25 protein-coding genes are annotated in these 26,073 nt (G+C 72.8%); 11 read left to right on the top strand and 14 right to left on the bottom strand.

Annotation, left to right across the window (positions count from 1 at the left end):
• Window positions 1-103: 103 nt before the first annotated feature.
• Window positions 104-1,180: an NAD-dependent epimerase/dehydratase family protein gene (locus N555_RS0110030; RefSeq protein ID WP_034509707.1), complete on the top strand. Its 1,077-nt coding sequence runs from the start codon at window positions 104-106 to the stop codon at window positions 1,178-1,180.
• Between the two features lie 9 nt (window positions 1,181-1,189).
• On the opposite strand, the gene N555_RS0110035 is transcribed toward N555_RS0110030, so the two are convergent.
• The 5 genes from N555_RS0110035 to N555_RS0110055 form a co-directional block, all read right to left on the bottom strand.
• The gene (locus N555_RS0110035; protein WP_029431355.1) at window positions 1,190-1,933 is read right to left on the bottom strand and encodes an SDR family NAD(P)-dependent oxidoreductase; all 744 of its coding nucleotides are present in this window, start codon (window positions 1,931-1,933) and stop codon (window positions 1,190-1,192) included.
• Between the two features lie 5 nt (window positions 1,934-1,938).
• The gene (locus N555_RS0110040; protein ID WP_029431356.1) at window positions 1,939-2,706 is read right to left on the bottom strand and encodes an SDR family NAD(P)-dependent oxidoreductase; all 768 of its coding nucleotides are present in this window, start codon (window positions 2,704-2,706) and stop codon (window positions 1,939-1,941) included.
• A gap of 36 nt (window positions 2,707-2,742) precedes the next feature.
• Window positions 2,743-4,212 (bottom strand): aldehyde dehydrogenase family protein, encoded by a 1,470-nt coding sequence (locus N555_RS0110045; protein WP_029431357.1) that lies wholly within the window; start codon window positions 4,210-4,212, stop codon window positions 2,743-2,745.
• A 98-nt stretch (window positions 4,213-4,310) separates the two neighbouring features.
• Window positions 4,311-5,363, bottom strand: a complete 1,053-nt coding sequence (locus tag N555_RS0110050) for a phosphotransferase family protein (protein WP_029431358.1) — start codon at window positions 5,361-5,363, stop codon at window positions 4,311-4,313.
• Window positions 5,360-6,790 (bottom strand): acyl-CoA dehydrogenase family protein, encoded by a 1,431-nt coding sequence (locus N555_RS0110055; RefSeq protein ID WP_081866119.1) that lies wholly within the window; start codon window positions 6,788-6,790, stop codon window positions 5,360-5,362. Before N555_RS0110055 ends, N555_RS0110050 begins: the two co-directional genes overlap by 4 nt.
• A gap of 300 nt (window positions 6,791-7,090) precedes the next feature.
• Between N555_RS0110055 and N555_RS0110060 the strand changes: the two genes are divergently transcribed.
• The 5 genes from N555_RS0110060 (at window position 7,091) to N555_RS0110080 (ending at window position 11,305) form a co-directional block, all read left to right on the top strand.
• Window positions 7,091-8,332, top strand: a complete 1,242-nt coding sequence (locus N555_RS0110060; RefSeq protein WP_029431360.1) for an ABC transporter substrate-binding protein — start codon at window positions 7,091-7,093, stop codon at window positions 8,330-8,332.
• 105 nt (window positions 8,333-8,437) lie between these two features.
• Window positions 8,438-9,304 carry a mycofactocin-coupled SDR family oxidoreductase gene (locus tag N555_RS0110065; RefSeq protein WP_197028962.1) on the top strand — a complete coding sequence of 289 codons (867 nt, stop codon included), beginning with the start codon at window positions 8,438-8,440 and terminating at the stop codon, window positions 9,302-9,304.
• Between the two features lie 51 nt (window positions 9,305-9,355).
• A complete protein-coding gene (locus N555_RS0110070; protein ID WP_029431362.1) occupies window positions 9,356-9,793 on the top strand; it encodes a VOC family protein in 438 nt (145 codons plus the stop codon).
• Window positions 9,794-9,809: 16 nt separating this feature from the next.
• Window positions 9,810-10,601: an acyl-CoA thioesterase domain-containing protein gene (locus N555_RS26780; RefSeq protein ID WP_029431363.1), complete on the top strand. Its 792-nt coding sequence runs from the start codon at window positions 9,810-9,812 to the stop codon at window positions 10,599-10,601.
• A 68-nt stretch (window positions 10,602-10,669) separates the two neighbouring features.
• A complete protein-coding gene (locus N555_RS0110080; RefSeq protein ID WP_034509710.1) occupies window positions 10,670-11,305 on the top strand; it encodes a TetR/AcrR family transcriptional regulator in 636 nt (211 codons plus the stop codon).
• A gap of 5 nt (window positions 11,306-11,310) precedes the next feature.
• On the opposite strand, the gene N555_RS0110085 is transcribed toward N555_RS0110080, so the two are convergent.
• The 6 genes from N555_RS0110085 to N555_RS0110110 all read right to left on the bottom strand — a co-directional run bounded on the left by N555_RS0110085 (window position 11,311) and on the right by N555_RS0110110 (window position 18,574).
• Window positions 11,311-11,967: a hypothetical protein gene (locus N555_RS0110085; protein WP_156036305.1), complete on the bottom strand. Its 657-nt coding sequence runs from the start codon at window positions 11,965-11,967 to the stop codon at window positions 11,311-11,313.
• Window positions 11,964-13,994 (bottom strand): alpha-ketoacid dehydrogenase subunit alpha/beta, encoded by a 2,031-nt coding sequence (locus tag N555_RS0110090; RefSeq protein WP_051683928.1) that lies wholly within the window; start codon window positions 13,992-13,994, stop codon window positions 11,964-11,966. The genes N555_RS0110085 and N555_RS0110090 overlap by 4 nt, the downstream gene beginning before the upstream one ends.
• Entirely contained in the window at window positions 13,991-15,529 is a 1,539-nt protein-coding gene (locus N555_RS0110095; RefSeq protein WP_029431367.1) for an acyl-CoA synthetase, read from the bottom strand. The genes N555_RS0110090 and N555_RS0110095 overlap by 4 nt, the downstream gene beginning before the upstream one ends.
• An 18-nt stretch (window positions 15,530-15,547) precedes the next feature.
• Window positions 15,548-16,708 (bottom strand): acyl-CoA dehydrogenase family protein, encoded by a 1,161-nt coding sequence (locus N555_RS0110100; RefSeq protein WP_029431368.1) that lies wholly within the window; start codon window positions 16,706-16,708, stop codon window positions 15,548-15,550.
• The gene (locus tag N555_RS0110105; RefSeq protein WP_029431369.1) at window positions 16,708-17,760 is read right to left on the bottom strand and encodes a zinc-binding dehydrogenase; all 1,053 of its coding nucleotides are present in this window, start codon (window positions 17,758-17,760) and stop codon (window positions 16,708-16,710) included. Before N555_RS0110105 ends, N555_RS0110100 begins: the two co-directional genes overlap by 1 nt.
• A 61-nt stretch (window positions 17,761-17,821) precedes the next feature.
• Window positions 17,822-18,574 (bottom strand): SDR family NAD(P)-dependent oxidoreductase, encoded by a 753-nt coding sequence (locus N555_RS0110110; protein WP_029431370.1) that lies wholly within the window; start codon window positions 18,572-18,574, stop codon window positions 17,822-17,824.
• Window positions 18,575-18,651: 77 nt separating this feature from the next.
• Between N555_RS0110110 and N555_RS0110115 the strand changes: the two genes are divergently transcribed.
• Window positions 18,652-19,455 carry an enoyl-CoA hydratase/isomerase family protein gene (locus N555_RS0110115; RefSeq protein ID WP_304412911.1) on the top strand — a complete coding sequence of 268 codons (804 nt, stop codon included), beginning with the start codon at window positions 18,652-18,654 and terminating at the stop codon, window positions 19,453-19,455.
• A gap of 70 nt (window positions 19,456-19,525) precedes the next feature.
• On the top strand, window positions 19,526-20,449 hold the full coding sequence (locus N555_RS0110120; protein ID WP_029431372.1) for an SDR family NAD(P)-dependent oxidoreductase: 924 nt from the start codon (window positions 19,526-19,528) through the stop codon (window positions 20,447-20,449).
• A gap of 51 nt (window positions 20,450-20,500) precedes the next feature.
• On the opposite strand, the gene N555_RS0110125 is transcribed toward N555_RS0110120, so the two are convergent.
• Window positions 20,501-21,196 (bottom strand): TetR/AcrR family transcriptional regulator, encoded by a 696-nt coding sequence (locus N555_RS0110125; protein WP_051683929.1) that lies wholly within the window; start codon window positions 21,194-21,196, stop codon window positions 20,501-20,503.
• Window positions 21,197-21,363: 167 nt separating this feature from the next.
• Window positions 21,364-22,407 carry a cyclase family protein gene (locus tag N555_RS0110130; protein WP_029431374.1) on the bottom strand — a complete coding sequence of 348 codons (1,044 nt, stop codon included), beginning with the start codon at window positions 22,405-22,407 and terminating at the stop codon, window positions 21,364-21,366.
• A gap of 91 nt (window positions 22,408-22,498) precedes the next feature.
• On the opposite strand from N555_RS0110130, the gene N555_RS0110135 reads away from it, so the two are divergent.
• Both N555_RS0110135 and N555_RS0110140 read left to right on the top strand, forming a co-directional pair.
• Complete coding sequence (locus N555_RS0110135; RefSeq protein ID WP_029431375.1) at window positions 22,499-22,897, top strand: nuclear transport factor 2 family protein; 399 nt, start codon at window positions 22,499-22,501, stop codon at window positions 22,895-22,897.
• 24 nt (window positions 22,898-22,921) lie between these two features.
• A complete protein-coding gene (locus tag N555_RS0110140; RefSeq protein ID WP_029431376.1) occupies window positions 22,922-23,320 on the top strand; it encodes a nuclear transport factor 2 family protein in 399 nt (132 codons plus the stop codon).
• Between the two features lie 40 nt (window positions 23,321-23,360).
• Here the strand turns inward: N555_RS0110140 and N555_RS0110145 are convergent, their stop codons facing one another.
• Window positions 23,361-25,004 carry a flavin-containing monooxygenase gene (locus tag N555_RS0110145; protein ID WP_034509715.1) on the bottom strand — a complete coding sequence of 548 codons (1,644 nt, stop codon included), beginning with the start codon at window positions 25,002-25,004 and terminating at the stop codon, window positions 23,361-23,363.
• A 278-nt stretch (window positions 25,005-25,282) separates the two neighbouring features.
• On the opposite strand from N555_RS0110145, the gene N555_RS0110150 reads away from it, so the two are divergent.
• On the top strand, window positions 25,283-26,023 hold the full coding sequence (locus N555_RS0110150) for an SDR family NAD(P)-dependent oxidoreductase (RefSeq protein WP_029431378.1): 741 nt from the start codon (window positions 25,283-25,285) through the stop codon (window positions 26,021-26,023).
• The last annotated feature ends 50 nt before the right edge of the window (window positions 26,024-26,073 follow it).

Raw genomic sequence — 26,073 nt, forward strand, 5'->3', positions numbered from 1 at the left:
TACCGATCCTCCACGCCGCGTGCAGTCCGGCACGGATTCCCGTCCACCGACCCCCGTCCGGGGCGGAGGGGTGGACTCCGGACGGGCCGGGTAGCGGCCGGACATGGCCGATTCCTCTCCCGGACACCTGCGGGGTCTCCGCGTCGCCGTCACCGGCGCCAGCGGCAACGTCGGGACGGCGTTGCTGCGGCAGCTGACCGACCCCTCGCTCGGCGTGGCCGAGGTCCGCGGGCTGGCCCGGAGGCGGCCGCCAGACGTCGCTCCCTACGCCGGCGTCGACTGGCGCCTGGTCGACCTCGGTGTCCCGGCCGCCGAGGACGACCTGGCGCGGGCGCTGGACGGCGTGGACGCGGTCGTGCACCTGGCCTGGGCCCTGCAGCCCGGCCGGCACCCCGAGCAGCTGCACGCGGTCAACGTCGACGGCACCCACCGGGTGGCCCGCGCGGCGGCGCTGAACGGGGTGCCGCACGTCGTCCACATGTCCTCGCTCGGGGCGTACGCGGCCGGCGCGCGGGACCAGCAGGTCCGGGAGGACTGGCCGGTCACCGGCATCCCCAGCTCCCAGTACAGCCGGGACAAGAGCTCGGCCGAGCGGGTCGTGCGGCAGGTGCTCGGCAACCGGCCGGACACCACGCTGACCGTGGTCCGACCCACGCTCGTGCTGCAGCCGGACGCGGCGAGCGAGATCGGCCGCTACTTCCTCGGTCCGCTGCTGTTCGCCGCCGCGCGGGCCGTGCCCGGCCCCGTGGCCCAGGTGCTGCCGCTCCCGCTGCCGGCCCTGCGGGTGGGCTTCGTGCACGCCGACGACGTCGCCGATGCGCTGGTGCGGATCCTGGACCGGCGCGCGTCCGGGCCGTTCAACCTCGCCGCCGAGCCGACGCTGGACGCCGACGGGCTCGCCCGGGCGCTCGGCACGCGCCGGATCCCGGTGCCCGCCTTCGTGCTGCGCGCGGCGCTGACCGCGGCGCACGTCGCCCACCTGGTGCCGACCGAGCCGGGCTGGCTGGACCTCGGGCTCGGCGCCCCCGCGCTGGACACGACCCGGGCCCGCACCCTGCTCGACTGGGCGCCGGTGCACCCCGGCGACGCGGTGCTGCGCCAGTTCGTGGCCGCGCTGGGCTCCGGCGACGGCGCGAGCGGCCCGCTGCTGGAGCCCTCCGGGGGCACCCGGCACGGCTGAGGGCGCCGATCAGGCGATGACGTCGTCCCGGGCCCGGACGATCGCCTGCAGCCGGGTCGCGACCTCGTCGGCGGAGTGGTCGTCGGTGAAGACGTACGCGCGGTCGCGGCGGATCGCGTCGACGACGTTCGCCGCGACCTGCTCGGCGGTCACCGTGCCGTAGGGGTTCATCCCGGTCTTGATGGCGCCCGGCATCACGACGCTCACCCCGACCGGTGCGCCGAGGGCCGCGAGCTCCGCGCGCAGCACGTCGGACAGCCCCAGCAGCCCGTGCTTGGCGACCGTGTACGGGCCCAGCTTCGGGATGATGTTCACCGCCGCCATCGAGGCCGTGTTCACCACGTGCCCCTCCTCCCCGGTGGCGAGGATCCGGGGGACGAAGGCGCGGACCCCGTGGATCACCCCCCACAGGTTCACGTCGAGCACGCGGTGCCACTCCTCCAGGGAGAGCTCCCAGGAGTTGCCGCGGTTGACGATGCCCGCGTTGTTCACCGCCACGTGCAGCCCGCCGAAACGCTCAACGGCGGCCTCCCCGGCCCGCTCGACCGCGTCGGGGTCGCGGACGTCGACGGCCAGCGCGTGCACCTGTCCGCCGGCGGTGGCCAGCCGGTCGGCGTGCGCGCGGACGGCGTCCCCGTCGAGGTCGGCCAGCACCACCCGCATGCCCTCGGCCACGAACGCCTCGCTGACCGCCAGGCCGATGCCGCTCCCGGCGCCGGTCACGACCGCGACCCGCCCCTCGAGCCGTTCCATGCCGCTCACGGGATGCCTCCGTCGACTCGCAGGGTCGCGCCGGTCGTGTAGCTGGAGGCGTCGGACGCCAGGTACAGCGCGGCCCCGACGATCTCGCTGGGCCTCCCCGCCCGCTGCAGCGCGTGCCCGGGGAAGATGCCGTCGCCGGTGCCGGTGTGCTCGACCCACTCGGGGTGGGCGTCGGTGGCGTGCGGCCCGGCCATGAGGGTGTTGACGCGCACGGTCGGCCCGAACGCCAGCGCCAGGGAGTCGGTCAGGGAGTTGAGCCCGGCCTTGGCCGCGGCGTAGGGGGCGATGGCCGCGTTGGGCCGGATGGACCCGGTGGAGCTGACGTTGACGATCGACCCGCGGCCGGCCGCGACCATCCGCTCGCCGACCAGGGTGCTCAGCCGGAACGGCCCCTTGAGGTTGAGGTTCAGCACGACGTCGAAGAGCTTCTCGGTGACGTCGCCGAGGCCGTCGTAGACCGGTGACATGCCGGCGTTGTTGATCAGCACGTCGATCCGGCCGAACCGCTCGTAGGCGGCGTCGACCAGGCCGGGGAGCTGGTCCCACCGGCCGGCGTGGACCGCGTACGGCAGCGCGGCGCGGCCGGTGGTCGCCTCGACCTCGGCCGCCACCGCCTCGCACGCGGCCAGGTCCCGGCTGGCGATCACGACGTCGGCGCCGCAGCGGGCCAGGCCGAGCACCATCTCCCGGCCGAGCCCCTTGCTGCCCCCGGTGACCAGGGCCACCCCTCCGGTCAGGTCGAACAACTCGTCGGCGTAGCCCACCGCGGCGCCTCCCCTTGTCGCTTCCGGTCGGTCGGGTCAGGGCCTCGGCCAGGCGACGGCCTTGGTCTCCAGGTACTGGTCGAAGCCGTAGCTGCCGTTCTGCCGGCCGACGCCGCTGCTCTTGTAGCCGCCGAAGGGCATGTCCGGACCGTAGGTGTTCCCGCCGTTGACGCCCACCTGCCCCGCGCGGATGCGCTTGGCGAGGGCCTGACCGCGCTCCAGCGAGCCGGTGAAGACGCCGCCGCCGAGGCCGTACTCGCTGTCGTTGGCGATCCGCACCGCGTCGTCGTCGTCGTCGAACGGGATGACGACGAGCACCGGGCCGAAGATCTCCTGCTGGGCGATCGCCATCGAGTTGTCGACGTCGGCGAACAGGGTGGGCTCGAGGAACCAGCCCTTCGGCAGGTGCTCGGGCCGCTTGCCGCCGAGCACCAGCCGGGCGCCCTCGGCCACGCCGGTGGCGATGAGCTCCTCGACCCGGTCCCGCTGCTTGGCCGAGACCAACGGGCCCATGATCACGTCGGGCCGCTGCGGGTCGCCGTAGGGCACGTTGGCGAACATCTGCTCGAGGATCGCGACGCCCTCGTCGTAGCGAGAGCGGGGCAGCAGCATCCGCGTCTGGATCGCACACCCCTGACCGGCGTGGTAGCAGGCGCCCATGCCGGCCATGACCGCCGAGGGCAGGTCGGCGTCGTCGAGCACGATGGTCGCGGACTTGCCGCCGAGCTCGAGGAACAGCCGCTTCATCGTCGCGGCGCCCTTCTCCATGATCCGCCGGCCGACCGCGGTGGAGCCGGTGAACGAGATCAGGTCGACCAGCGGGGAGAGCGTGAGCTGCTCGCCGACCAGGTGGTCGGCGGAGGTCACCACGTTGAAGACGCCGGCGGGGATGTCGGTGCGCTCGGCGACGAGCCGGCCGAGGCGGGTCGCGGTGAACGGGGTGTCCGGCGCCGGCTTGAGGACGACGGTGTTCCCGGTGGCCAGCGCCTGCCCGATCTTGTTGAGGTTGACCTCGAACGGGAAGTTCCACGGCGTGATGGCGCCGACGACGCCGGCCGGCTCCTTCCACACCTGGCGGACGTGCGTCTCGCTGCTGCCCAGGCCCACGCCGTCGGGCAGGTCGGTGACCCACGGGTACTCCTCGATGTGCTTGGCCGGCCACTTCAGGCCGTCCTCGAGGGGCGCCTCGAACTGCGGGCCCGCGGTGATCATCCGGGGGCAGCCGACCTCGAGGATCAGCTCCTCGCGGATCTCCTCGCGCTCGCTCTCGAGCGCCTCTTGGAGCTGCAGGAGGCAGCGGGCCCGGAACGCGTGGTCGGTCGCCCAGCTCGTCTCCTCGAAGGCGCGCCGGGCCGCGGCGATCGCGCGGTCCATCTCCGCCGCGGAGGCGTCGGCGACCTCGCCGATGACCTCCTCGGTCGCCGGGTTCACGTTGTCGAACGTCTTCCCCGAGTCGGCGAGGACCAGCTCGCCGTCGATCAACATCCGCTTCTCGCCCTGAGACATCGTCGTCCTCGTTCGCTGGTCGGTGCTGGAGGTGGGGGCACGGCGGCGTCCCGCCGGCCCACGCACGTGGACCGGCGGGACGGCCGGGTGAGGCGGGGTCAGCCGCGGTAGTCGCTGCTCGCGGCGAGCTCGGCGGCGTCCGTCATCATCGAGAGCGCGATCGGCCCGAAGGCCTCCCGCGTGGACCCCGGCGTCGAGCGCTGGAACCCCTGCTCGAGGACGATCGCGTGCTTGAACTTGATCAGCACGTTGTAGTAGTCCATGTCGTCCACCTGGCGGCCGGCGCTCTCGGAGAAGTACTGCAGGAGCTCCTCGCGCCCGGGCATCCCGCTCAGGTCCACGTACCCCTGTCCCTTGTCGGTGGGGGCGTCGGGGTCGTCGGGCCAGCCGCCCACGACGAGGGCCAGGTCGAGCTTCGGGTCCCCGATCGTGCCCATCTCCCAGTCGATGATCGCCGCGAGCCGCGCCGGCGCACCGTGCTGGAACATGACGTTGGCGAACTGGTAGTCGCCGTGCATCAGGCCGGGCACGAAGTCCAGCGGCTTGTGCGCCCGCAGCCAGGCCGACGTCTCCTCGAAGCCGGGCAGCTGCCGGTGCCCCTCGATCCGGTTGAGGAACGTCGTCCAGCGGTCGACCTGCCGCTCGTGGAAGTCGTCCGGCCGGCCCAGGCCCTCGAGCCCGGCGGCCTTCCAGTCGAGCTTCGACATCAGGGCGATGCCCTCGACCAGCTGCAGGGCCAGCCCGCGCCGAGCGGTCAGGTCGCTGCCGAACGGCTCGGGCCACTTGCGGTCGGCCATGTTCATCGGCGACCAGCCGTCGACGAACCCCATGAGGTAGAACGGCCGGCCGAGCACCGAGGAGTCCTCGCACAGCGCGATGGCCGGAGTGTGCGGGACCTCCGTGCCGTCGAGCGCCTCGATGATCCGCCACTCCCGGACGATGCCGTCGTCGCGCTGCTTCGGCGCCGAGACCGGCGGCATCCGCAGCGCGCCGTGGAGGTCGCCCCGGCGGATCTCGTAGATCTCGTTCTGCGCACCGCCGGAGACGAACCGGTGCTCCAGCGGGGCGCCGACCCCCAGGCCCTGCGCGTCGAGCCAGGTGCTCAGCGCCGCGACGTCGAGGGTCTTGGTGTCCTCCTCGACCGCGCTCATGCCTGCGCCACGAGCTCGGCGTCGGGCTGCACGGCCTCGGCCAGGAAGCCGGCGGCGTTCGCCGCGGCCGCGGCCGGGCTGCCGGGCCACGGGTAGTCCGCCTGCACCGACGGCACGGTCCCCTCGAACGGCTCCGTCGGCGAGGGGTTGGGCGCGGTCATGCGGTACTTCGCCAGCGCGGCGGCCCGCCGGCTCGGCAGGAAGGCGCTCGGGTTGCCCTCGACCGGCGTGTAGTCGCGCAGCACCTGCCGGGCGACGGTCACCTGGTGGACCTCGGTCGGCCCGTCGACGACGGCCATGGTCTCGGCGCCGAACATCATGTGGGCCAGCGGCATGTCGTTGCTGACGCCCAGCGCCCCGTGCAGGTGCAGCGCCCGCTGGGTTATGTCGTGGTAGACCTTCGGCATCACGGCCTTGCAGGCGGCGATGTCCTTCCGGACCTTGCGGTAGTCGTTGTACTTGTCGATCTTCCAGGCGGTCTGCAGCACCATCAGCCGGAACATCTGCAGCTGCGCCCACGAGTCGGCGATGTAGCCCTGCACGAACTGCTTGTCGGCCAGCAGCGTGCCCTGCGTGCGGCGGCTGATCGCCCGCTCGGCCAGCATGTCCAGCGCCTGCCCGGCCTGGGCGATGGTGCGCATGGCGTGGTGGATGCGGCCGCCGCCGAGGCGGGTCTGGGAGATCACGAAGGCCTGGCCGACGCCGCCCAGGACCGAGTCGCCGGGGATGCGGACGTCGACGAACCGGAGGTCGGCGTGCAGCGCCTCGTCCTCGGTGTCGAAGGCGAGCCCGACGTTGCGCTCGATGCGGATGCCGGGAGTGGTGGCCGGCACCAGGAACATCGTCATGCTCTTGTACGGGTCGGCGTCGTGGTCGGTCTTGGCCATCACGATGAAGAACGACGCCGTCTTCGCGTTCGACGCGTAGTACTTGGCGCCGTTGAGCACCCAGTCGTCGCCGTCGCGGACGGCCTCGGTGGTGAACTGCTTGGGGTCCGAGCCGCCGTGCGGCTCGGTCATCGCGTAGCAGGAGAAGATCTCGCCCTCCAGCAGCGGCTGCAGGTAACGCTTCTTCTGCTCCTCGGTGCCGTAGTGGGCGAGGATCTCCGCGTTGCCGGTGTCGGGCGCCTGGGTGCCGAACACGATCGGGGCCCAGCTGGAGCGGCCCAGGATCTCGTTGAGCAGCGCGAGCTTGACCTGGCCGAAGCCCTGGCCGCCGAGGTCGGGGGTCAGGTGGGTGGCCCACAGGCCCTGCTCCCGGACCTTCTGCTTGAGCGGCAGGATCACCTCGCGGGCCTTGCCGCGCAGCGGGTCGAACATCTGCATCGGGAAGGCGAGGTCGAGCGGCTCGACCTCCTCCCGGAGGAAGGTGTCCGCCCAGTCCAGCTTCTCCTGGTACTCGGGGTCGGTCTCGAAGTCCCACGACATTGCTTGCTTCCTTCCGCTCACTGCTCGCTGCCGTCCCGACAATCGCAGGACATTGTTCTTGCCGTCAAGAACCTCATTCTGGCATGGTGACCGCCGTCACCGGACGGCGTGCGTCACAGCATGCACCGGCGGCCACCGCCCCGGTCCGCCGTGCCTCACGGACCGACGGGCGGTCAGGGCGATGACCTCTCGTCCGGCCGGAGACGTGGTCTCCGCCCTCTCGACGCGCCACCGTCCTGGCCCCATCCCGTTCGACGCACCATCCCGCACAGCTCGCTCGACGACGAGGAGACGACGGACATGCGAACGACACGACTGACGGCGATCGGCGCGACCTGCGCCGTGTTGATCGCCATGGCCGCCTGCGGGAGCGACGACGAGGACTCCGGGGGCGAGGCCTCCGGCGGGGGCGGCGGGACCCCGGAGAGCCTCAAGATCGGGCTGGTCACCTCGCTGAGCGGACAGTCCGCCGCGACGTACGGCGACGCGGCCGAGCGCGGCGTGAACGCCCGCCTGGACACGTACGCCGAGGAGGGTGGCGAGTGCTCCGACATCGACTTCGAGGTGGTCGTCGGCGACGACGCCGGCACCCCGGCGGGAGCGCTGGCCGCCTACCAGAAGCTCGTCCAGCAGGACGGGGTCTACACGGCCCTGTCCGTCAGCCCCTTCACCTTCGGCGCTGTGCAGTACCTGACGACGCAGGCTGCGGACATCCCCGTCCTGGGGGACACCTCCGACCAGAACCCGGTGTGGCTGGAGCCGGACAACAACATGTTCCCGGCATCCCCGATCCAGAACCCCGGCGCGGTCTACGAGACCGTCGGCAACTACCTGGAGACCGCCGGGGCCACCAAGGTCGGCGGCGCTGCCTTCGGGGTCAGCGAGAGCTCGCGGAACGCCCTGACGTCGGCCGTGGAATCCGCCGCGGCGGTGGGGATCGACGAGGGCTACGTGAACCGGGACCTCACCTTCGGCAGCAGTGACGTCGGCCCGATCGTGCTCGGCATCCGGGACACCGGCACCGACTCCCTCTACCTGCCGGTCACCCTCGACACCACGCTGGCCGTCGCGACGGGGCTCCGCGAGGCCGGCATCGAGATGAAGGCCATCCTCGCCGCCACCGGCTACGGCAACGACCTGCTCCAGTCGCCACTGGCGGTCGAGGCGGCGCAGGGGATCAGCTTCTCCCTCGCCTACGCGCCGGTGGAGCTGGACACCGCGGCGACCCAGGCCCTGCAGGCCGCGTTCATCGCGGCGGGCTCGGAGACCGGCATCCCGACGTACGCCGAGCAGGGCGGCTGGAACACCGCCGACCTGCTGATCCACGGCCTGGAGGGGGCCGGCTGCGACGCCTCCGGCGCCGACTTCATCTTCTACCTCCAGGGAGACGACACCTGGGACGGCGGCGGCCTCTTCCCCCAGCCCGTGGACTTCACGACCGACACGGTGGGCCGGCTGTGCCAGTACTTCCTCACGCTCGAGGGCGAGGAGTTCGTGCCCGTGGAGGACGCCTCACCGCTCTGCGGCGACCTGATCGAGTAGCTCGCGCCGCCTCCGGCCGGTCCTGGCGACGACGTCGTCGCCGGGACCGGCCGGCTCCGGCGTCCCGCATGTCCACCGTGCACCGAACAGAGGAGTGAGGACCCCGTGGGGAAGTCGATGGAAGGCAAGGTCGCGTTCGTGACCGGCGCGGCGCGCGGCCAGGGCCGCAGTCACGCGGTCCGGCTGGCCGAGGAGGGCGCCGACATCATCGCGGTCGACATCTGCCGGAAGATCGAGTCGTCGTCGCACAGCATGGGCACCGAGGCCGACCTGGCCGAGACCGCCCGGCTGGTCGAGCAGCTGGACCGGCGGATCGTGACCCGGGTGGCCGACGTCCGGGAGCGGGCCCAGCTCGCCGCCGCGGTCGAGGCGGGGGTCGCCGAGCTCGGCCGGCTCGACGTCGTCGTCGCCAACGCCGGCATCTCGCCGATGGGGCCGGGCGTCCCCGTGATCGGGTTCTTCGACGTCCTCTCCGTCAACATGTGCGGGGTCGTCAACACCGTCGAGGCGGCGTTCCCCCACCTCGGTCCCGGCGCCTCGATCGTGTGCACCGGGTCGATGGCCGCGCTCATCCCGGGCGCGATGGACAGTCCCGAGGCCGGGCCGGGCGCCGCCGCGTACGGCCACGCCAAGCGGGAGGTGGCCCGGTTCGTGCACGACGCGGCCCTGACGCTGGCGCGGCACTCGATCCGGGTCAACGCCGTGCACCCCGGCAACATCGAGACCGACATGCTGCACCACGACGCGATGTACAAGGTCTTCCGGCCCGACCTGGAGAACCCGACCCGCGAGGACGCCCTGCCGGCCATCGGCGGGATGCACCGGATGCCGGTCACCACGATCCCCCCGCGGGACATCAGCGAGGCGGTCCTGTTCTTCGCCTCGGACGCCTCCCGGTACGTCACCGGCGCCCAGCTCCGGGTCGAGGCCGGCGGGCTCCTCCCGATGATGACGTCGGGGGCCCCGGGCTGACCCGCACCACCGGCGGACACCGGATCCCTGCACGGACGATCGAGGAGTGAGATGAAGGCAGCCGACCTGTTCCACCTGGGGTTCGTCACCGACGACCTGGCGGGGATGCGCGACGAGATGACGGAGCTGCTCGGCTACGAGTGGACCGCCGAGACGACCAACGCGACGCCGGTGTGCCTGCTGGGGGTGGACACGACGCTGGACCTGCGCCTCGTCTACTCGCGGTCGACACCGCGGGTGGAGCTGGTCCAGTCCGTCCCCGGGAACCCCGTGTGGGCGCCGGCCGGGGGCGTCCACCACCTCGGCTACTGGTCCGACGACCTGGCCGCCGACCGGGCGGACCTCGAGTCGCGCGGGTTCGTCGCCGAGGCACTCGGCCAGCAGCCCGGTGGCACCCCCATGTGGGCCTACTTCCACCGCGCGGGGGGTCCGCGGATCGAGCTCATCGACCGCGGCCTGCAGCAGTACATGGAGCAGTCCTGGACCTGAGGTGCGGTCGGGACGCGTGACACTCCCCCGCACCCTCGACGAGCTGGCGCCGCTGATGGACCTGCGTCCGACGGAGCGGGGCTTCACGGTGGCGACGCTCGCGACGGAGCACGGCGCGATCATGGGCGCGTACCAGCTCCTGCAGCAGGTCCTCGCTGCGGAGCGGGCCGACCCGGACAAGCGCGTCCTCTCGCTGCACACCGCCTTCGTGCACGGGGGGCGCAGCGGCGAGCCGGTCGACATCGCGGTGGAGTTCGGCCAGCGTGGCCGCTCGTTCTCCTCCGCGACGCTGACGACCACCCAGGACGGGCGGCTGGTCAGCCGGGCCGTCGTCCTCCTGACCGCCGACGAACCAGACTTCCTCCGCCACCAGGCCCCGGCGCCCCGGCCCGCGTCCGCGCAGGACTGGACCGAGGTGGCCGGCCTGTGGCCGGGTGCCTCGTGGCGGTCCCGGGCCGGCACGCCGGGCGAGTCCGTCGTGCGGCTGGGCGTCGAGGGCGTGGTCCCCGACGGCACGGTGGGCCGCGCGCTGACCGCCATGGCCACGGAGGGAGCCGTGATGAGCGCGCTGATCGAGATGAGCGAGGGCTGGGAGTTCCGGCAGGGATCGGCGAACGTGCTGACCCAGAGCGTGACCCTGCTCGAGCCGATCGGCTCGACCGGCGGCGTGGTCGTCACCGGCGCGGCCAACTACGCCGGCCGGGGGCGCGCCCACGGCACCGGCACCGTGACCGACGACGACGGGCGGTTGCTGGCCACGTTCCAGACCACCGGCGTGCTGCGAGGCCCCGCGCCGCCGGCGGTCTGAGGCATCCGTTCCCGTAGCATCCGAACGATGTTCTGATGGTCGGGAACAGAGATCCGCCGGGAGGCAGCGTGAGTGAGGACGTCCTGGGTCGTGTGGTTCAGCGCGCCCTTGCCCAGCGCGGCATGACCTACGAGGAGGAGGTCCGTCGCCTGCTCGACGCCGGCCTCGAGGTCATGATCCGCTGCGGGACGTCGGCGAGCCCGCGGGTGTCCGACATCGTCGCCGCCGCCGGGCTGTCCAACGACGCCTTCTACCGCTACTTCCCCTCCAAGGGCGCGCTCGTCGCCGCTCTCCTGGAACGGGGCACCGAGCAACTGCGCAGCTATCTCGCACACCAGATGGACAAGGAGTCCGCGCCCGAGGACCGGATCAGGCGCTGGGTGGAGGGCGTCCTCATCCAGGCCCAGGACGACGTCGCCGCCACCACGCGCGCGGTGATGTGGAACGCACCCACGGCCGGCAGCGGAGCGCCCTACGGGCGGCACTTCGCGAGCGAGGTCCTGGCCGCTCTCCTGGAGCCCGAGTTCCAGGCGCTGGGCAGCCCGGCCCCGGCGACCAACGCGATGCTCTCGACCTACGCGATGCTGGGGGCACTGGCCGAGCACGTGTGGAGCGAGACGACCCCGTCGGCCACGGAGCTGGCGCAGCTCACCGCCTTCTGCCTCGCCGCGGCCCGGGCGCCCGAGAGCGCGCCCGTGGCCTGAGGCCGTCAGCCGACGGGCCCCTCGAGGGACCGGGCCACGGCATCCAGCGCCCGCACGACCTGCGCCGCGCGGGCCGCGTCCGGCACGGTGAGGCCGAGGCCCGCGCCGAGCCGCTCGCCGAGGACGAGCCCGGCCGGCCGCCGGGAGGACACGACGGCGGACCCGACCCGTCCCAGCGTCGCGACCCCGAGGCCTCCGCCCAGACCCCAGTCGCCCTGGGCGCGGGTGCGGCTCCCCCGCGCGTCGACCACCGTGAGCGTGCCGGCGTCGGCGGGCGGCAGCTCCGTCCCGGGTGCACCCAGCACCGCGGAGAGCCCGGGTGCCGACCGGTCGACGGCACCGTCGACCCGGACGCCGGCGAACCCCCCGTCGGTCGGCGTGACGACGCGCAGGGCGGATCCGACGTCGACCAGCCCCTCGCGGTGGCAGGCGGTCAGGAGCCGGACCACGACCTCGGCGAACAGGTCCTCCGGTGAGCGGCCCGCGAGGGCCGTCAGGTCGAGGTCGACGTCGGCGGAGAACGCCCCCGTGCCGTCGGCGGACCGAGCGGGGGCCGGGCCGGCCGCCGGCGTGGGCACCGCAGGTGCGCGGTCGTGCCGGACGAGGCCCTCGGGAGCGCGTTGCGGCTGGTCCGCGGCCCGCGGCGCGCGCTGCACCCTCATCGCGTACCGACCTCCATCAGGCGGCGCAGGGCGTCGGCGACGACCGCCCGATCCGGCAGCCACGCCTTCTCCAGCGCGGGCGAGTAGGGCGCGGGCATGGCCTGCGGGGCCACCCGGACGACCGGCGCGTCGAGGTGCCAGAAGCCCTCGTTGGCGGCGAGTGCGGCGATCTCGGCGCCCACCCCGAAGTCCATGACCGCCTCGTGGGCGATGAGCAGCCGGCGGGTGCGCTGCAGCGACTCCAGCACCGCCGCGCGGTCGAACGGCGCGATCGTCCGGAGGTCGACCACCTCGACCTCGATGCCGTCGGCGGCCACCTCGGTGGCCGCGGCCAGCACCTCCTGCAGCATCCGCGACCAGGTGACCACCGTGACATCGCGGCCGGGCCGGACGATGCGCGCCTTGCCGAGCGGGATCAGGTGGTCAGCGTTGGGGCGGGGCGCCTTCATGCCGTACTGGAGGCGGTTCTCCACGAACACGACCGGGTTCGGGCTCCGGATGGCCGACCGGAGCAGCCCGTAGGTCTCGACCGGGTCCGAGGGCATCACGACGGTGAGCCCGGGGATGTGCGCCAGCAGCGCCTCCAGGCTCTGCGAGTGCTGACTGCCCGAGGACCGGCCGGCGCCGAACTGGGTGCGGACGACCAGCGGCAGCGAGGCCTTCCCGCCGGTCATGAACCGCAGCTTCGCCGCCTGGTTCATCAGCGCGTCCAGGCAGACGCCGATGAAGTCCATGTACATGACCTCGACCACGGGCCGCATCCCCGCCATGGCCGCACCGACGGCACCGCCGACGATGGCCGTCTCCGAGATCGGAGTGTCCCGCACCCGGCCGGGGAACCGCTCGGCCAGGCCGCGGGTGAGCCCGAAGACGTTGCCGCCCCGGCCCACGTCGATGCCCGCCACGAAGACGGTCGGGTCGTGCTCCAGCTCGAAGGTCAGCGCCTCGCGGACGGCGTCCATGGTCTTGAAGACCTCGCCCTGCTCGGGTTCCCGCTCCGGGGTGTCGTCCTCCTCGACCCACACGAAGTCCAGCAGGGACGCCGGGTCGGGGAACGGCGAGCGGCGGGCCTCGTCGATCGCCGCGCGCACCTCCTCGTCCACCTCGCGGTCGATGCTCATCGCCACCGCGGCGTCGACGCCGAGGTCGGCCAGCCGGGCGCGGGCGACGACGAGCGGGTCGCGGAGCTTCCACGCCGCGAGCTCCTCGGCCTCCCGGTAGCGGATCGGGTCGCCCTCGTAGTGGCCGTGCCAGCGGTAGGTGTCGGCCTCGACGATCACCGGGCCGGCGCCCGCGCGGAGCTCGCCGACCAGCCGCTGCATCAGCTCGGCCACCGCGACGACGTCGTTGCCGTCGACCGACTCGTACCGCACCCCGTAGCCGACGGCGCGCAGCGCCAGTCCGGCTCGGTGCTGGTCCTCCTCGCGGGAGAACTCCGAGTAGTGGTTGTTCTCGCAGAAGAAGACGACCGGGAGGTCCCAGACCGCGGCGAGGTTCACCGACTCGTGGAACATGCCCTGGGCCACGGCGCCGTCGCCGAAGAACCCGACCGCCACGCCGCCGTCCCCGCGGATCTGCGCCGCGGTGCCCGCTCCGGTGATGATCGGCAGGCCCGCGCCCACGATGCCGTTGGCCCCGAGGATGCCCAGCCGGGGGTCGGCGATGTGCATCGACCCGCCGCGGCCGGAGCAGGTGCCGCCCTCGCGCCCCATCAGCTCGGCGAACATCTCGGTCATGTCCAGGCCCTTGGCCAGGCAGTGGCCGTGCCCCCGGTGGGTGGAAGTGATGGCGTCGTCGTCGCGCAGGTGCCAGCAGGCGCCGACCGCGGTCGCCTCCTGGCCGATCGACAGGTGCACGAACCCGGGCACCTCGGTGTCGGCGTAGAGCTTCGACGCGGCCTGCTCGAAGCCGCGGATCCGCGCCATCCGCCGGTACATCTCCACGACGTCGTCCACCGCGACCGAGCCTGCGGCCGACGAACCGGAGCCCTCGGCCTCGCGGCTGTCGGCCGCGCTCTCGACGCTCATGAGTCCTGGACCTCGGGCATCGTCCGCAGCTCCCTCTTCACGACCTTGCCCGACGCGGTGCGGGGCAGCTGCCCCACGACCGTCGTGTACGCCGGGACCTTGAACTTCGCCAGCCGCGCCCGGCAGAACTCCGCGACGTCCTCGGAGGTGAGCGTGGCGCCGGCGCGGACGACGACGAAGGCGTGCGGCACCTCCCCCCACCGCTCGTCGGGGTGGCCGATGACGGCGGCCTCGACGACGTCGGGGTGCTCGTAGAGCACGCGCTCGACCTCGGGGGTGGCGATGTTCTCGCCGCCGGAGACGATCATGTCCTTCTTGCGGTCCTCGATGTAGAGGAACCCGTCCTCGTCGAGCCTGCCCACGTCGCCGGTCTTGAACCAGCCGTCGACGAACGCCCGCTCGGTCGCCTCGGGGTCGCGCCAGTAGCCCGAGAACACCTTGGCGCCGCGGATCAGGATCTCCCCGACCTCGCCGGCGGGCACGTCGCGGCCCTGCTCGTCGCCGACACGGACCTGGTGCTGGGACAGCGGCTTGCCGACGGAGCCGAGCTTCGCGCGCATGTGCGAGTGGGGCAGGAAGGTGTCGCTGGAGACGGTCTCGGTGAGGCCGTAGGCATCGGCGAACCAGACGTCGGGCAGCACCTCGAGCATCTGCCGCAGCCGGGCCTCGGGCATCTTCTCGCCGCCGGACATGATCACCCGCAGCGAGCCGAGGTCGGCCTGCGCGAGCTCCTCCCGCTGCAGCAGGGCGTTGACCATGGCCGGGGCGAGCCAGACCGTCGTCGCCCGGTGGACGGCCATGAGGCCGATGAGCTCGGCGGCGTCGAAGCGCCGCTGGATCACCAGGCTCCCCCCGGCGTGCAGGGTCGCCAGGCCGCCCATGTCGAGGGCCCCCACGTGGTAGAGCGGCCCGGCCACGGCGGTGACGTCCCGGGCGGTCAGGCCGAACTCGATGATCATGCCGAGGTTCTTGGCCAGCAGGTTCGCGTGGCTGATGCACACGCCCTTGGGCCGCGAGGTCGTGCCCGAGGTGTACATGAGCCGCTGCAGGGCCGACCCGGGCACGTCGTCGACCGGGACGACGGCGCCGTCGTGCGCTCCGACCAGCTCCTCGTACCCGGTCCAGCCCCCGGGGGCCGCGCCGGCGCCGGGGACCAGCAGGGTGTGCAGGCCCCGCAGCCGCGGCAGTACCTCCGCCAGCCGCGGCAGGAACTCGGCGTCGGCGACGAGGGCCACCGCCTCGCTGTGGCCGAGGATGTACTCCCACTCGGCGGGCGCCAGCCGGGTGTTGAGCGGCAGGAAGGCCGCGCCGATCCGGTTGACGGCGTAGACGAGCTCCAGGAACTCGACGCAGTTCGGCAGCAGCATCGCGACGACGTCGCCGCGCCGGACCCCCTCGGCGGTCAGGCCGGCAGCCAGCGCCTGCACCCGCTGCAGCAGCTCCGCGTTGGTCCGGGTGGTGTCGCCCTCGGCCAGGACGACCGTGTCGGGGCGCCGGTCGGCGGCGTGGTCGAGGGTCGCGGCGAAGTTGTCCATGTCAGGTCCCGGGCCCGGTCAGCGTCCGGAGCCGGCGAGCACCAGGCGGGCGATCACGTTGCGCTGGATCTCGCTGGTGCCCTCGCCGATCTCGAGGATCTTGGCGTCGGAGTAGAAGCGGGAGATCGGCGACTCGACCATCCAGCCGTAGCCGCCGTGGATCTGGACGCTGGCGCTGGCGACCCGGTTCGCGACCTCGGATGCGTAGAGCTTGGCCATCGCCGCCTCCTTGCGGTTCGGCAGCCCCTGGTCGGCCAGCCAGGCGGCGCGGTAGACCATCCAGCGGGCCGCCTCCACCTCGGTGGCCATGTCGGCGATCTTGTGCTGGATGGCCTGGAACGAGCCGATCGTCTTGCCGAACTGGCTGCGCTGGCCGGCGTACTGCACGGCGAGCTCGAGCGCCGCCTGCGCCAGGGAGAGCCCGAGCGCCGCCACGCTCACCCGGCCCGGGTCGAGGGCGGTGAGGAACTGGCTGAGCCCGTTCACCGGGTCCCCCACCAGGTGGTCGTCGCCCACGAAGCAGTCCGTGAAGGTCAGCTCCCGGGTGTCCAGGGCGTGCCAGCCGAGCTTCTTGAGCGGCTGGCCCATCCCGTAGCCGGGAGTCCCCGTCGGCACGAAGAACGCGCCGGTCTGCTTGCGGCCGTCGGGCCCCACCCCGGTCTGGGCGAGCACCGTGACGCCGAGGCTCATCGGCGTGCCCGGGTTGCTGATGAAGAGCTTGGCGCCGTCGAGGACCCAGCCGCCGTCGACCCGCTTCGCCCGGGTGGAGATGCCCGCGGCGTCCGAGCCGGCGCCGGGCTCGGTGAGCCCGAAGGCGGCGATCTTCTCGCCCGCGGCCAGCGGACGCAGCCAGCGGTCCTTCTGCTGCTCGGTGCCGAACAGGCTCAGCGGCAGCGAGGCGATGGTCGAGTGGGCGTTCCACGCCGCGGCCACCGACTGGTCGGCCCGGCCGATCTCCTCCATCACGGCGACGTAGGCGACCATGCCGGCGTCCATCCCGCCGTACTCCTCGGGCAGCAGCATGCCCATGAGGCCCAGCTCGCCGAGCTTCTGGAAGACGGCCACGGGGAACTCGCCCCGCTCGGACCAGCCCGCGGCGTGGGGGGCGATCTCCTTGTCGGCGAAGTCGCGGACCATCTCCTTGAGCTGGAGGATCTCGGGGTCCAGGGAGAAGTCCATCAGGTCTCCTGCGGGGTGAGCAGCACCTTGACGTGCTGGTTGGGCGAGGAGAGCTCCTCGAGGGTGGCCGCACCGTCGGCCAGCGGCCGCACGTCGGTGATGAGCGGCGCGGCGTCGATCGCGCCCGAGGCCATCAGGCCGAGCACCCGCGGGATGTCGAAGTTGTAGCCCAGCGACCCGACGACCTGCCGCTCGTAGAGCACGATCTGGCGGATGTCGATCGCGAGCTCCGCGGGCGAGATGCCGGCGATCGCCATGCGCCCGCCCCGCCGCAGGCTGCGGAGGCCGAGGTCGATCGCCTCGGGCCGCCCGGTGCCGTCGATGACCGCATCCGGCCCGATCCGGCCGGTGCCGGTGAACACGGCCTTCCGGACGTCGTCGGTGGTCGGGTCGAACACCTCGGTGGCCCCCATCGAACGGGCGACCTCCGCCCGGGCGGGATTGGGCTCGCTCACGAAGACGGTCGCCGCACCGGCCACCCGCGCGCCGATCAGCGCCGACAGCCCGATCGGGCCGGCGCCGAGGACCAGGACGTCGTCCCCCGGGCCGATCTGGGCGCGCGACGCCGCGTGCAGGCCGACGGCCAGGGGCTCGGCGAGCGCGGCGTGCTGGTCGGAGACCCCGTCGGGCACGGCGTGCAGCTCGATCAGCGGCACCCGGACCAGCGGGGCGAGACCGCCGTCCGCGGCCAGGCCGATCGAGCCGCCCTTCGCGCAGATGTGGTACTCGCCGCGCAGGCACCAGCGGCAGACGCCGCAGCGCAGGCACGGATCGGCGACGACGCGGGTGCCGACGGCGATCCCGGGCACCTCGCCGTCCATCGCGACGACCCGGCCGCTGAACTCGTGGCCCATCGTGATCGGCGGCCGCGCGCCGCTCAGCGGGTGCGCGCCCTCCCGGATCATCACCGGGCCGTGGGTGTACTCGTGGACGTCGGTCCCGCAGAGGCCGCAGTACGCGACCTCCACCAGCGCCGTCCCCGGCAGGAGCTCCGGCTCCGGGACCTCGACCAGCCGGACGTCGCGGGCGGCATGCCAGCGCAGTGCCTCCACAGTCGCACCTCTCCTCGTCGGGACCGCTCCGTCGCGGTCCGCGGTGTCCAGCTCGCGTCGCCTAGCGGAGTGAGTAGCCGCCGTCCACGGTGAGGGTCGCGCCCGTCACGTACGCCGAGGCCCCCGATGCCAGGTACAGGTACATCCCCGCCAGGTCGGCGGCGTTCCCCCACCGGCCGAGCGCCGTGTGCTCGACGATGCCCTGCTCGCGCTCGGCGTCGCGGTGCCAGTGGGCGCCGAGGCCGGTGTCGAACCAGCCGAGGGCGACGGTGTTGACGGTGATCGCCCGCGGGCCGAGCTCCTGCGCCAGCGCCTGGACCAGCGCCCGCACCCCGCTCTTGGAGGCGGAGTACGCCCCGAGGCCGCCCAGGGGACGGTCACCGAGGACGGAGCCGGTGACGATGATGCGACTCCCCTCGCCCATCACCGCGGCGGCGGCACGGGCGCCGAGGAAGGCGCCGGTCAGGTTGACGTCGACGATCTCGCGCCAGGCGTCGGGCTCCATGTCGAGCACGGAGGTGAACTCCGGGGAGACGCCGGCGTTGGCGATCCAGACGTCGAGCCCGCCGAAGCGCTCCACCATGCCGCGCGCGACGGACTCGTTGAAGTCACCGTCCCGCACGTCGCCCGGGCAGACCAGCGCGTCGCCGTCGAGGGAGGCGGCGACCTCCTTCAGGGCGCCCTCGGACCGGGCGACCAGGCCCACCGAGGCCCCGGCGGCGTCGAAGGCGCGCGCCAGCAGGCGGCCGAGGCCGCGCCCGGCACCCGTGATGACCACGCGCCGGCCCGCCACGTCACCCCAGCCGGAGGTCACCTGGCGGTCACCACGTAAGTTTGACCGGTCGGTACAGACACAGCGCGAAACTAACACAGGACGCGGAGGGCCCGACAGTGACCAGCACGCCGCAGACCGCCCCGGTGACGCTCTCCCCGCACCCCGCCGACGAGCGGCTGGCGGTCCTCCGGCTCGACCGCGCACCCGTGAACGCGCTCGACCAGGCGATGTGGGACCAGCTGGCCGCGGTCGCCGCCGAACTGCACGACGCGGGCACCGGCTACCGGGCCGTGGTGGTGACCGGCGGGCCGCGGCACTTCGCGGCCGGCGCCGACATCACGGAGATGGTCGACCTGACGCCGGAGCAGTTCGACCGCCGCAACCGCGTGCTGCAGGGGGCCTTCCACGGCCTGGCCACGGCGCCGCAGATCACGGTCGCCGCCGTCAACGGCTACGCCCTGGGCGGCGGCTGCGAACTGGCCCTCGCCTCCGACTTCCGCGTCGCGGGGAGCCGGACGGTGCTGGGCCTGCCCGAGGTGACGCTCGGGATCATGCCCGGCTCGGGCGGCACCCAGCGGCTCGCGCACGTGGTCGGGCTGCCCCGGGCCAAGGACCTGGTCCTGTCCGGCCGGCGCGTGGCCGCCGACGAGGCGCTCGCCATCGGACTGGTGGACCGGCTGGTGGACGACGCCGAGGTGTTCGACAGCGCCGTCGAGCAGGCCCTCGGCTTCGCCCGCGGCCCCCTGGCCCTCCGGCACGCCAAGCGCGCGCTCGACGCCAGCGTCGCCCTGCCCATCGAGGCCGGGCTCGCGCTCGAGGCCGACCTGATCACCGCCTGCTTCGCCAGCGAGGACGCGCAACGAGGACTGCGTAGCTTCGTGGCGGAGGGCCCGGGGAAGGCCACGTTCACGGGTCGCTGATTGTCTGTATCGATCGGTCTGTCTAGCGTGACGGTCCGATGACCAGGTCCACCGACGGCAGGAGCCACCGATGAGCACGTACAGCTTCGAGGGCCGGGTGGCGGTCGTCACCGGCGCCGGCCGCGGGATCGGGCGGGGGTACGCGCGCCTCCTGGCCGCGCGCGGCGCGAAGGTCGTCGTCAACGACCTCGGCGGGTCGATCGGCGGCGACGGCACCGACGCCGGCCCGGCGCAGGCCGTCGTCGACGAGATCGGAGCCGCGGGCGGCGAGGCCGTCGCCGACACCCATGACGTGTCCACCGCCGAGGGCGGCGAGGCCATCGTGGCCACGGCGATCGAGCGGTTCGGCCGGATCGACGTGCTGGTCAACAACGCCGGGATCATCCGGTGGGCCGGCCTGCCCGAAGTCGACCTGGACAACCTCGAGCGGCACCTGGCCGTCCACCTCGCGGGGTCGTTCAACACGATGCGGGCCGCGTGGCCGCACTTCGTCGCGCAGCAGTACGGCCGCGTCGTGCACACCACCTCGACCGGCCTGCTGGGGCTGCCGAACAACCTCGGCTACGCCGCGGCCAAGGCCGGGACCATCGGCATGGCCCGCAGCGCGAAGCTCGCGGGCGCACCGCACAACATCACGGTCAACTGCATCGCTCCCGCGGCGATGACGCGCATGGGGGGCGGCGACGACCGCGTCGCCGAGGCACCCCGCCGGGAGGGCCGGCCGTACATGCCCTCGGACGCCGTGGCCCCACTGGTGGCCTACCTGGCCCACGAGGACTGCCCGGTCAGCGGCGAGGTCTACGTCGCCGGCGCGGGCCGCTTCGCCCGGCTCTTCATCGCCTCGACCGAGGGCTGGCTGCACGACGCCGAGGGCACCCCCACGATCGAGGACGTGGCGGCCAACTTCGCGACCGTCAACGACGAGACCGGCTACTACGTGCCCGCGGACCTCATGGCCTGGTCGGCGAGGTTCTTGGAGCACCAGCTGGGCTGAGCGCTCCCCCGCCGCCGGGGAGCTCTCGGCGGCGGGGCCGGCCGCCGCCGGTCAGGACGCGACGTCGGCCGGGATGCGCAGGGACTCCAGCAGCGCCCGGCCGCGCGTCAGCTCCTCGGCGTCGCCGGTGTCCTCGGCCGCGGCCGACGCGATGCCGTCCAGGAAGATCCGGCAGTAGAAGGCCGCCAGGCCCTCGACCGTCAGGTCGTGCCGGCCGCCGAGCCACTGGTACGTGTAGTTGTGCAGGTTGAGGAACGCCAGGGTCGACAGCTCCAGGTCCTCCGCCTGCACCAGGCCCTGCTCGCGCCCCTGCGTCAGCGTGTCCCGGACGCGCTGCTCGAAGCGCTGCCGCTTGGCGCGGAACAGCGTCCGCGGCTCCCCCTGCAGCTGCTGGTACTCGTGCAGGAAGACCCAGACGTGGTCGCGCCGGTGGATGATCTGCCAGAGCAGCGACTCCGACAGCAGCCGCAGCCGGACGCGGAAGCCTGCGTCGAGGTCGGCGATCGCCGCGGCCTCGGTGAGCAGCGGGTCCATCACGCGGTCGTGGATCTCCGCGAGGAGCGTCTCCTTGGACCCGATGTAGTAGTACAGCGCGCCCCGGGCCAGCCCCGCGGCGTCGCCGATGTCGGCGACCCCGGTGCTGGCGTACCCGTTCTTGGAGAACAGCTCGACCGCCACGTCGATGACGTGCTCGCGCTTGCGGTGGTAGCGCGTCGTCTTGGCGCGCTCGCTGCCAGGTGTGGACATCTCACCGTTCCTCGAAGCCGGACGCCGTGACCGGGCACGGAGGTCAGACCCTCGGCGTCGGGCACCGGGGGCGTCACGCTACACATCGTGCGCGCACCGCCCGCCGACCGCGCAGGCCCCTCACCCGGGCGGAGGAGCACCCCCGCCCGGGGAAACCGCCGCACGGGTCAGACGGTGGCGACCGGGGTCAGCGGGGAGCCCTGGGTGCCGGGCAGCCGCAGCGGGGGCGCGGTGAGCAGGAAGCGGCTGCGCCCGTTCTCCCGCAGCCACGCGGCGAGGTCGTTGAGGTACCAGAGCTCGCCGAGCGGGACGCCGAGCTTGAACAGGCACAGGTGGTGGATCGGGAGCAGCGTGTGCGGCTCGCGCTTGTGGGTCGCCCACCCCTCGACGGCGTAGTTGTCGGCGATCAGCGCCGAGATCTGCGACTCGGCGATCCACTGGAGGAGGTCCTCGTCGTTGCCGTCGAGGTGGGAGTGCATCGCCTGGATGCGGCTCGCGTCGGGGTTGCCGCCCCACTCCAGCACCTGGGTGGCGAAGCCGGTGTGCAGCAGGAGCATGTCGCCGGGCTCCACGACCACGTCGTCCGCGGCCATGATCTCCTTCAGCTTCGCCAGGCCGACCGGCTGCCAGTCGTCACCCATGTGGTGGCGCAGGTCGACCAGGACGCCGCGGCCCTGCACGCCGTGCGCGGCCATGTGCTCGAGGCCGAGGTGGCGGGCGAAGCTCTTGCTGCCACTGCCGTCGCCCTTGGCGTCCTCCGCCGGGCCGACGATGTCGGTGCCGGCGCGGTAGCCGTTGTAGTAAACGGCCTCGGCGACGCCGTCGCCGTCGGCGTCGAATTCGGCACCCTGGTGGGCCAGCGCGTCCCACTGCGTCGAGTACTGCAGCCACATCGTCACGACGTCGTCGGACCAGACGTCGACGTAGTGCTTGTTGATCGACTCCCGCGCGACGACGTTGTAGAAGACGTCCTGGTTGTGCTGCAGGTCCTCGGTGGGCCGCAGGATCGGCGGGTAGCGCCGCTGGTTGAGCGACGAGCCGCCGGGGAGGTCCAGCGGGAGGCTCAGGCTGAACGCCCTGCCCTCCCGGACCTCGCGGACGCCCTGCAGCACCTTCTCCGCGGTCAGCAGGTTGATCCGGCCGAGCTCGTCGTCCTCGCCCCAGTCACCCCAGGTCGAGCCGTCCGGACGCTGCTGCCATCGCTTGGCCATTCGGCGCTCCTCGTCGTCGGGACCGTCCGCGGTGACGGCCCGTCGGATACTATGGATTCTTGTACCGATCGGTCAATTGAGCGGAGACGGCATGACGGCGACCGAGGACGCGGCCATCGACGCGGGGGTGCGCGCTGCGATCGCGGCGCTGTCCCGGGCGCAGGACGCCGGCCGGCCCGACGAGCTGGCGGCGCTCTACACCGACGACGCCGTCCTCGAGCTCCCCGGCATGGAGCCGGTCGCCGGCGCAGCGGCGCTCCGGGAGGCCTTCGCCGCCTGGGCGCCGAAGGCCCCGCAACTGCACCTGGTCGGCAACGTCCTCGTCCGCCCCCGCGGGCCGGGCGAGGCGACCGCCACCAGCGACGTCGCGATGGTGCAGCGGGGTGAGGCCGGGTGGGCCGTGCAGGTCGTCGGCCACTACGAGGACACGTTCCGGCTGACCGACGGCGCCTGGAAGCTGCACCGGCGCAGCACGACCTTCTCCTTCTGACCCGCACCCGCACCCGGAGGACCCGTGACGCTCCCGCTCGACCCGTCGGTCTCGGCGGCCGTGCTCAACGCCGTCGCCGCGTACGCCCAGGCGCTGGACGCCGGGCGGACCGACGACCTCGCCGCGCTCTTCACCCCCGACGGCGTCGCCGAGATCGTGGGCAGCTCCGCCTTCACCGGCCGCGACGCCATCCGCGAGGGCTACGCGGCCTTCGCACCCTCCGCTCCGCAGCTGCACCTGGTGGCCAACACCGTGGTCACGCCGGCGTCCGAGGACGAGGTCACCGCGGTCAGCGACCTGGCCTTCCTGCACCGCGGGAAGAGCGGCTGGCGGGTGCAGCTCACTGGCCGGTACGACGACACGCTGCGCCGCACCTACGAGGGCTGGCGCTTCACCCGCCGCGTGCTGACCCTCTCGCCCTGACGCCCCTGACCGAGCCCGCGGCCCGGTCAGGGGCGCGAGCTCAGACGGCGGGGACCTGCACCTTCGTGAACGTCAGCGCCGGGAACCCGGCCTCGGCGTCGCGCGCCATCAGCTTGCGCAGGGTCGGGCGCCCCGTCGGGTTCAGCAGCTGCCGGACGGGCTTGCCGGGGATGTTGGCCCCGTAGAAGTAGCTGCTGTCGAGGAACGACGACATCCGCGAGCTGTCGTTCATCATCGTCGTCCACTTCTCCTCGGCCGCCTCGTCGACCTCGACGACGTCCTGCCCGTGCTCGCGCGCGTGCAGCAGCACGTCCATGACGTAGTCGACCTGGTCGCCGGCGTAGCGCGGGTTGTTGCCCTGCGCACCGTGCGGGCCGCCGGGGAAGAAGAAGTTCGGGAAGCCGGCGGTCATGATGCCAAGGTAGGTGTGCGGGCCGTCGGCCCAGTGCTCCTCCAGCGGCAGACCGTCCCGGCCGCGGACGCCGAGCCGGTTGAGGGCGCCGGTGCCGAAGTCGTAGCCGGTCGCCCAGATGATCACGTCGTACTCGCGGTGGCCCTCACCGGTCTCGATGCCGGTCTCGGTGATCCGCAGGATCGGCGTCTCGCGCAGGGAGACCAGGTCGACGTTCGGGTTGTTGTAGGCCTCGAAGTAGCCCGTGCCGAAGGGGGGACGGCGGCCGCCGTACCCGCTGTCCTTGGGGATCAGCCGCTCCGCCGTGACCGGGTCGGCGACGATGCTGCGGATCTTCGCGGCCATGTAGTCGCACCAGGCGGCGTTGACCTCGGGGTTGAACAACAGGTCGAAGTAGCTCTCGGTGAGCTTGCGGAAGCCGGAGCTGTTCCACATCTGCTCGAAGACCTCCTGCCACTGCTCGCGGGTGTCCTCGACGGACTTGCGGCCGATCGGCGTGTGCATGAAGCCGCTGGGCGAGGCGTCGAGCGCGGCGACGATCTCGGCGAACCGGGCCTTGAGGTCGGCCTGCTCCTCGGGCGGGATGGGCCGGTTGTTGAGCGGCGTCACCCAGTCGGCGTTCATCTGGTAGACGGTCAGGTTCGCGACCTCGTCGGCGATCGCCGGCACGATCTGCACGCCGCTGGAACCGGTGCCGATCTGCGCCACGCGCTTGCCCCGGAAGTCGACGGGCGTCTTGGGCCAGAGGCCGGTGTGGTGCTGCGGCCCCCGGAAGCGGTCCCGCCCCTCGATGGCCGGGATGAAGGGCACCGAGAGGTTGCCGCTGGCGGCCACCACGTGGCGGGCGCGCCAGGTCCGGCCGTCCGCCGTCCCGACGGTGGAGGTGCCGGTCGCCTCGTCGAACACCACCGAGGTCACGCGGGCGCCGAACTCGATGGACCGGCGCATGTCGCACCGGTCGAGCACGAACTCGAAGTACCCCTCGATCTCCGGCTGACCCGCGTACTGCTCCGACCACTCCCACTCCTGCCACAGCTCCTCGGAGAAGAGGAAGCCGTAGGACCAGCTCTCGGAGTCGAACCGGGCGCCCGGGTAGCGGTTCCAGTGCCAGACGCCACCCGGGCCGTCGGCAGCCTCGAGGAGGGTCACCGAGAAGCCGGCCTCCCGGGCCCGCCGCAGCTGGTAGATGCCCGTGACACCGGCACCGATGACCAGGACGTCGACCGTGTCCCCCGGGTCGACCCCAGCCGCACCCGTCGACGGTCCAGTCATCTGTCCTCCGCTCCCATCCCGCCGCAGCACCGCGACGGAACCAGTGTTTCGACCGATCGGTCCAATTACAGGCTAGGCCAGACCGTCGCCCGCGGGCAACGGCCCGTCGGCGCAAGAGGAGGCGACCGGGGCCCATTGCCTGTACCGACCGCTTGTTCTAATTTCAGCCGACCGCCCGTGGTACCGGTGCCTGCCCTGGGCACGGCGGCCGCGCACGCCGCCGGCACGGGAGGATCCCGCGGCCGGCCCCCCTTGCACCACACAGACGAGGAGCGCACATGTCGCTGGACGGGAAGGTCGCGGTCGTCACCGGCGGCGGCCGCGGTATCGGGCAGGCCATCGCCGTCGTGCTCGCGCAGCACGGTGCCGCCGTCGCGGTCTGGGACCTCGACCTGCCGGGTGCCGAGGCGACCGCCACCGCGATCCGCGACGCGGGTGGCCGGGCCGTTGCCGTGGGTGGCGACGCCGCCGACGCCGTCCAGGTTCGGGCCGCCGTCGAGCGCACCCACACCGAGCTGGGCCCGGTGACCGTGTTGGTGAACAACGCCGGCATCAACGAGACCGTCCGCTTCACCGACCTGTCCGAGGAGGCCTGGGACCGGCTCATCCGGATCAACCTCAAGGGGCCGTTCCTCGTCACCCAGGCGCTCGTCCCCGACATGCTCGAGGCCGGCTGGGGCCGCATCGTCAACATCTCGTCGTCGTCGGCGCAGACCGGGTCGCCCAAGATGGCGCACTACGTCGCCTCCAAGGGCGGCGTCATCGGGCTGACGAAGGCGCTGGCGATGGAGTACGTGGCCAAGGGCATCACGGTCAACCACGTGCCGCCGGGCTTCATCGACACCCCGCTGACCCGGCAGACGCTCGGCGACGTCCAGGCCGTGGCCGCGATGATGCCGATGAAGCGGGCCGGCACCCCGGAGGACGTCGCGCACGCCGTCGCCTTCCTCGCCTCGGAGGAGGCCGGCTACGTGACCGGCCAGACGCTGAGCCCCAACGGCGGGCGCTACCTGGTCTGAGCTCGAGGCGTCCGGGGGTCCCCCCGTCGTCAGTCATCGCAACGCAGCGA

This window comes from Blastococcus sp. URHD0036 (assembly GCF_000701365.1).
GTDB lineage: Bacteria > Actinomycetota > Actinomycetes > Mycobacteriales > Geodermatophilaceae > Trujillonella.

Bases quoted from the DNA above. Each gene is read 5' to 3' on its own strand.
- N555_RS0110030 (WP_034509707.1), top strand. From the start codon at position 104: ATGGCCGATTCCTCTCCCGGACACCTGCGGGGTCTCCGCGTCGCCGTC.
- N555_RS0110035 (WP_029431355.1), bottom strand. From the start codon at position 1,933: ATGGAACGGCTCGAGGGGCGGGTCGCGGTCGTGACCGGCGCCGGGAGC.
- N555_RS0110045 (WP_029431357.1), bottom strand. From the start codon at position 4,212: ATGTCTCAGGGCGAGAAGCGGATGTTGATCGACGGCGAGCTGGTCCTC.
- N555_RS0110050 (WP_029431358.1), bottom strand. From the start codon at position 5,363: ATGAGCGCGGTCGAGGAGGACACCAAGACCCTCGACGTCGCGGCGCTG.
- N555_RS0110055 (WP_081866119.1), bottom strand. From the start codon at position 6,790: ATGTCGTGGGACTTCGAGACCGACCCCGAGTACCAGGAGAAGCTGGAC.
- N555_RS0110060 (WP_029431360.1), top strand. From the start codon at position 7,091: ATGCGAACGACACGACTGACGGCGATCGGCGCGACCTGCGCCGTGTTG.
- N555_RS0110070 (WP_029431362.1), top strand. From the start codon at position 9,356: ATGAAGGCAGCCGACCTGTTCCACCTGGGGTTCGTCACCGACGACCTG.
- N555_RS0110085 (WP_156036305.1), bottom strand. From the start codon at position 11,967: ATGAGGGTGCAGCGCGCGCCGCGGGCCGCGGACCAGCCGCAACGCGCT.
- N555_RS0110090 (WP_051683928.1), bottom strand. From the start codon at position 13,994: ATGAGCGTCGAGAGCGCGGCCGACAGCCGCGAGGCCGAGGGCTCCGGT.
- N555_RS0110095 (WP_029431367.1), bottom strand. From the start codon at position 15,529: ATGGACAACTTCGCCGCGACCCTCGACCACGCCGCCGACCGGCGCCCC.
- N555_RS0110100 (WP_029431368.1), bottom strand. From the start codon at position 16,708: ATGGACTTCTCCCTGGACCCCGAGATCCTCCAGCTCAAGGAGATGGTC.
- N555_RS0110120 (WP_029431372.1), top strand. From the start codon at position 19,526: ATGAGCACGTACAGCTTCGAGGGCCGGGTGGCGGTCGTCACCGGCGCC.
- N555_RS0110125 (WP_051683929.1), bottom strand. From the start codon at position 21,196: ATGTCCACACCTGGCAGCGAGCGCGCCAAGACGACGCGCTACCACCGC.
- N555_RS0110130 (WP_029431374.1), bottom strand. From the start codon at position 22,407: ATGGCCAAGCGATGGCAGCAGCGTCCGGACGGCTCGACCTGGGGTGAC.
- N555_RS0110135 (WP_029431375.1), top strand. From the start codon at position 22,499: ATGACGGCGACCGAGGACGCGGCCATCGACGCGGGGGTGCGCGCTGCG.
- N555_RS0110145 (WP_034509715.1), bottom strand. From the start codon at position 25,004: ATGACTGGACCGTCGACGGGTGCGGCTGGGGTCGACCCGGGGGACACG.
- N555_RS0110150 (WP_029431378.1), top strand. From the start codon at position 25,283: ATGTCGCTGGACGGGAAGGTCGCGGTCGTCACCGGCGGCGGCCGCGGT.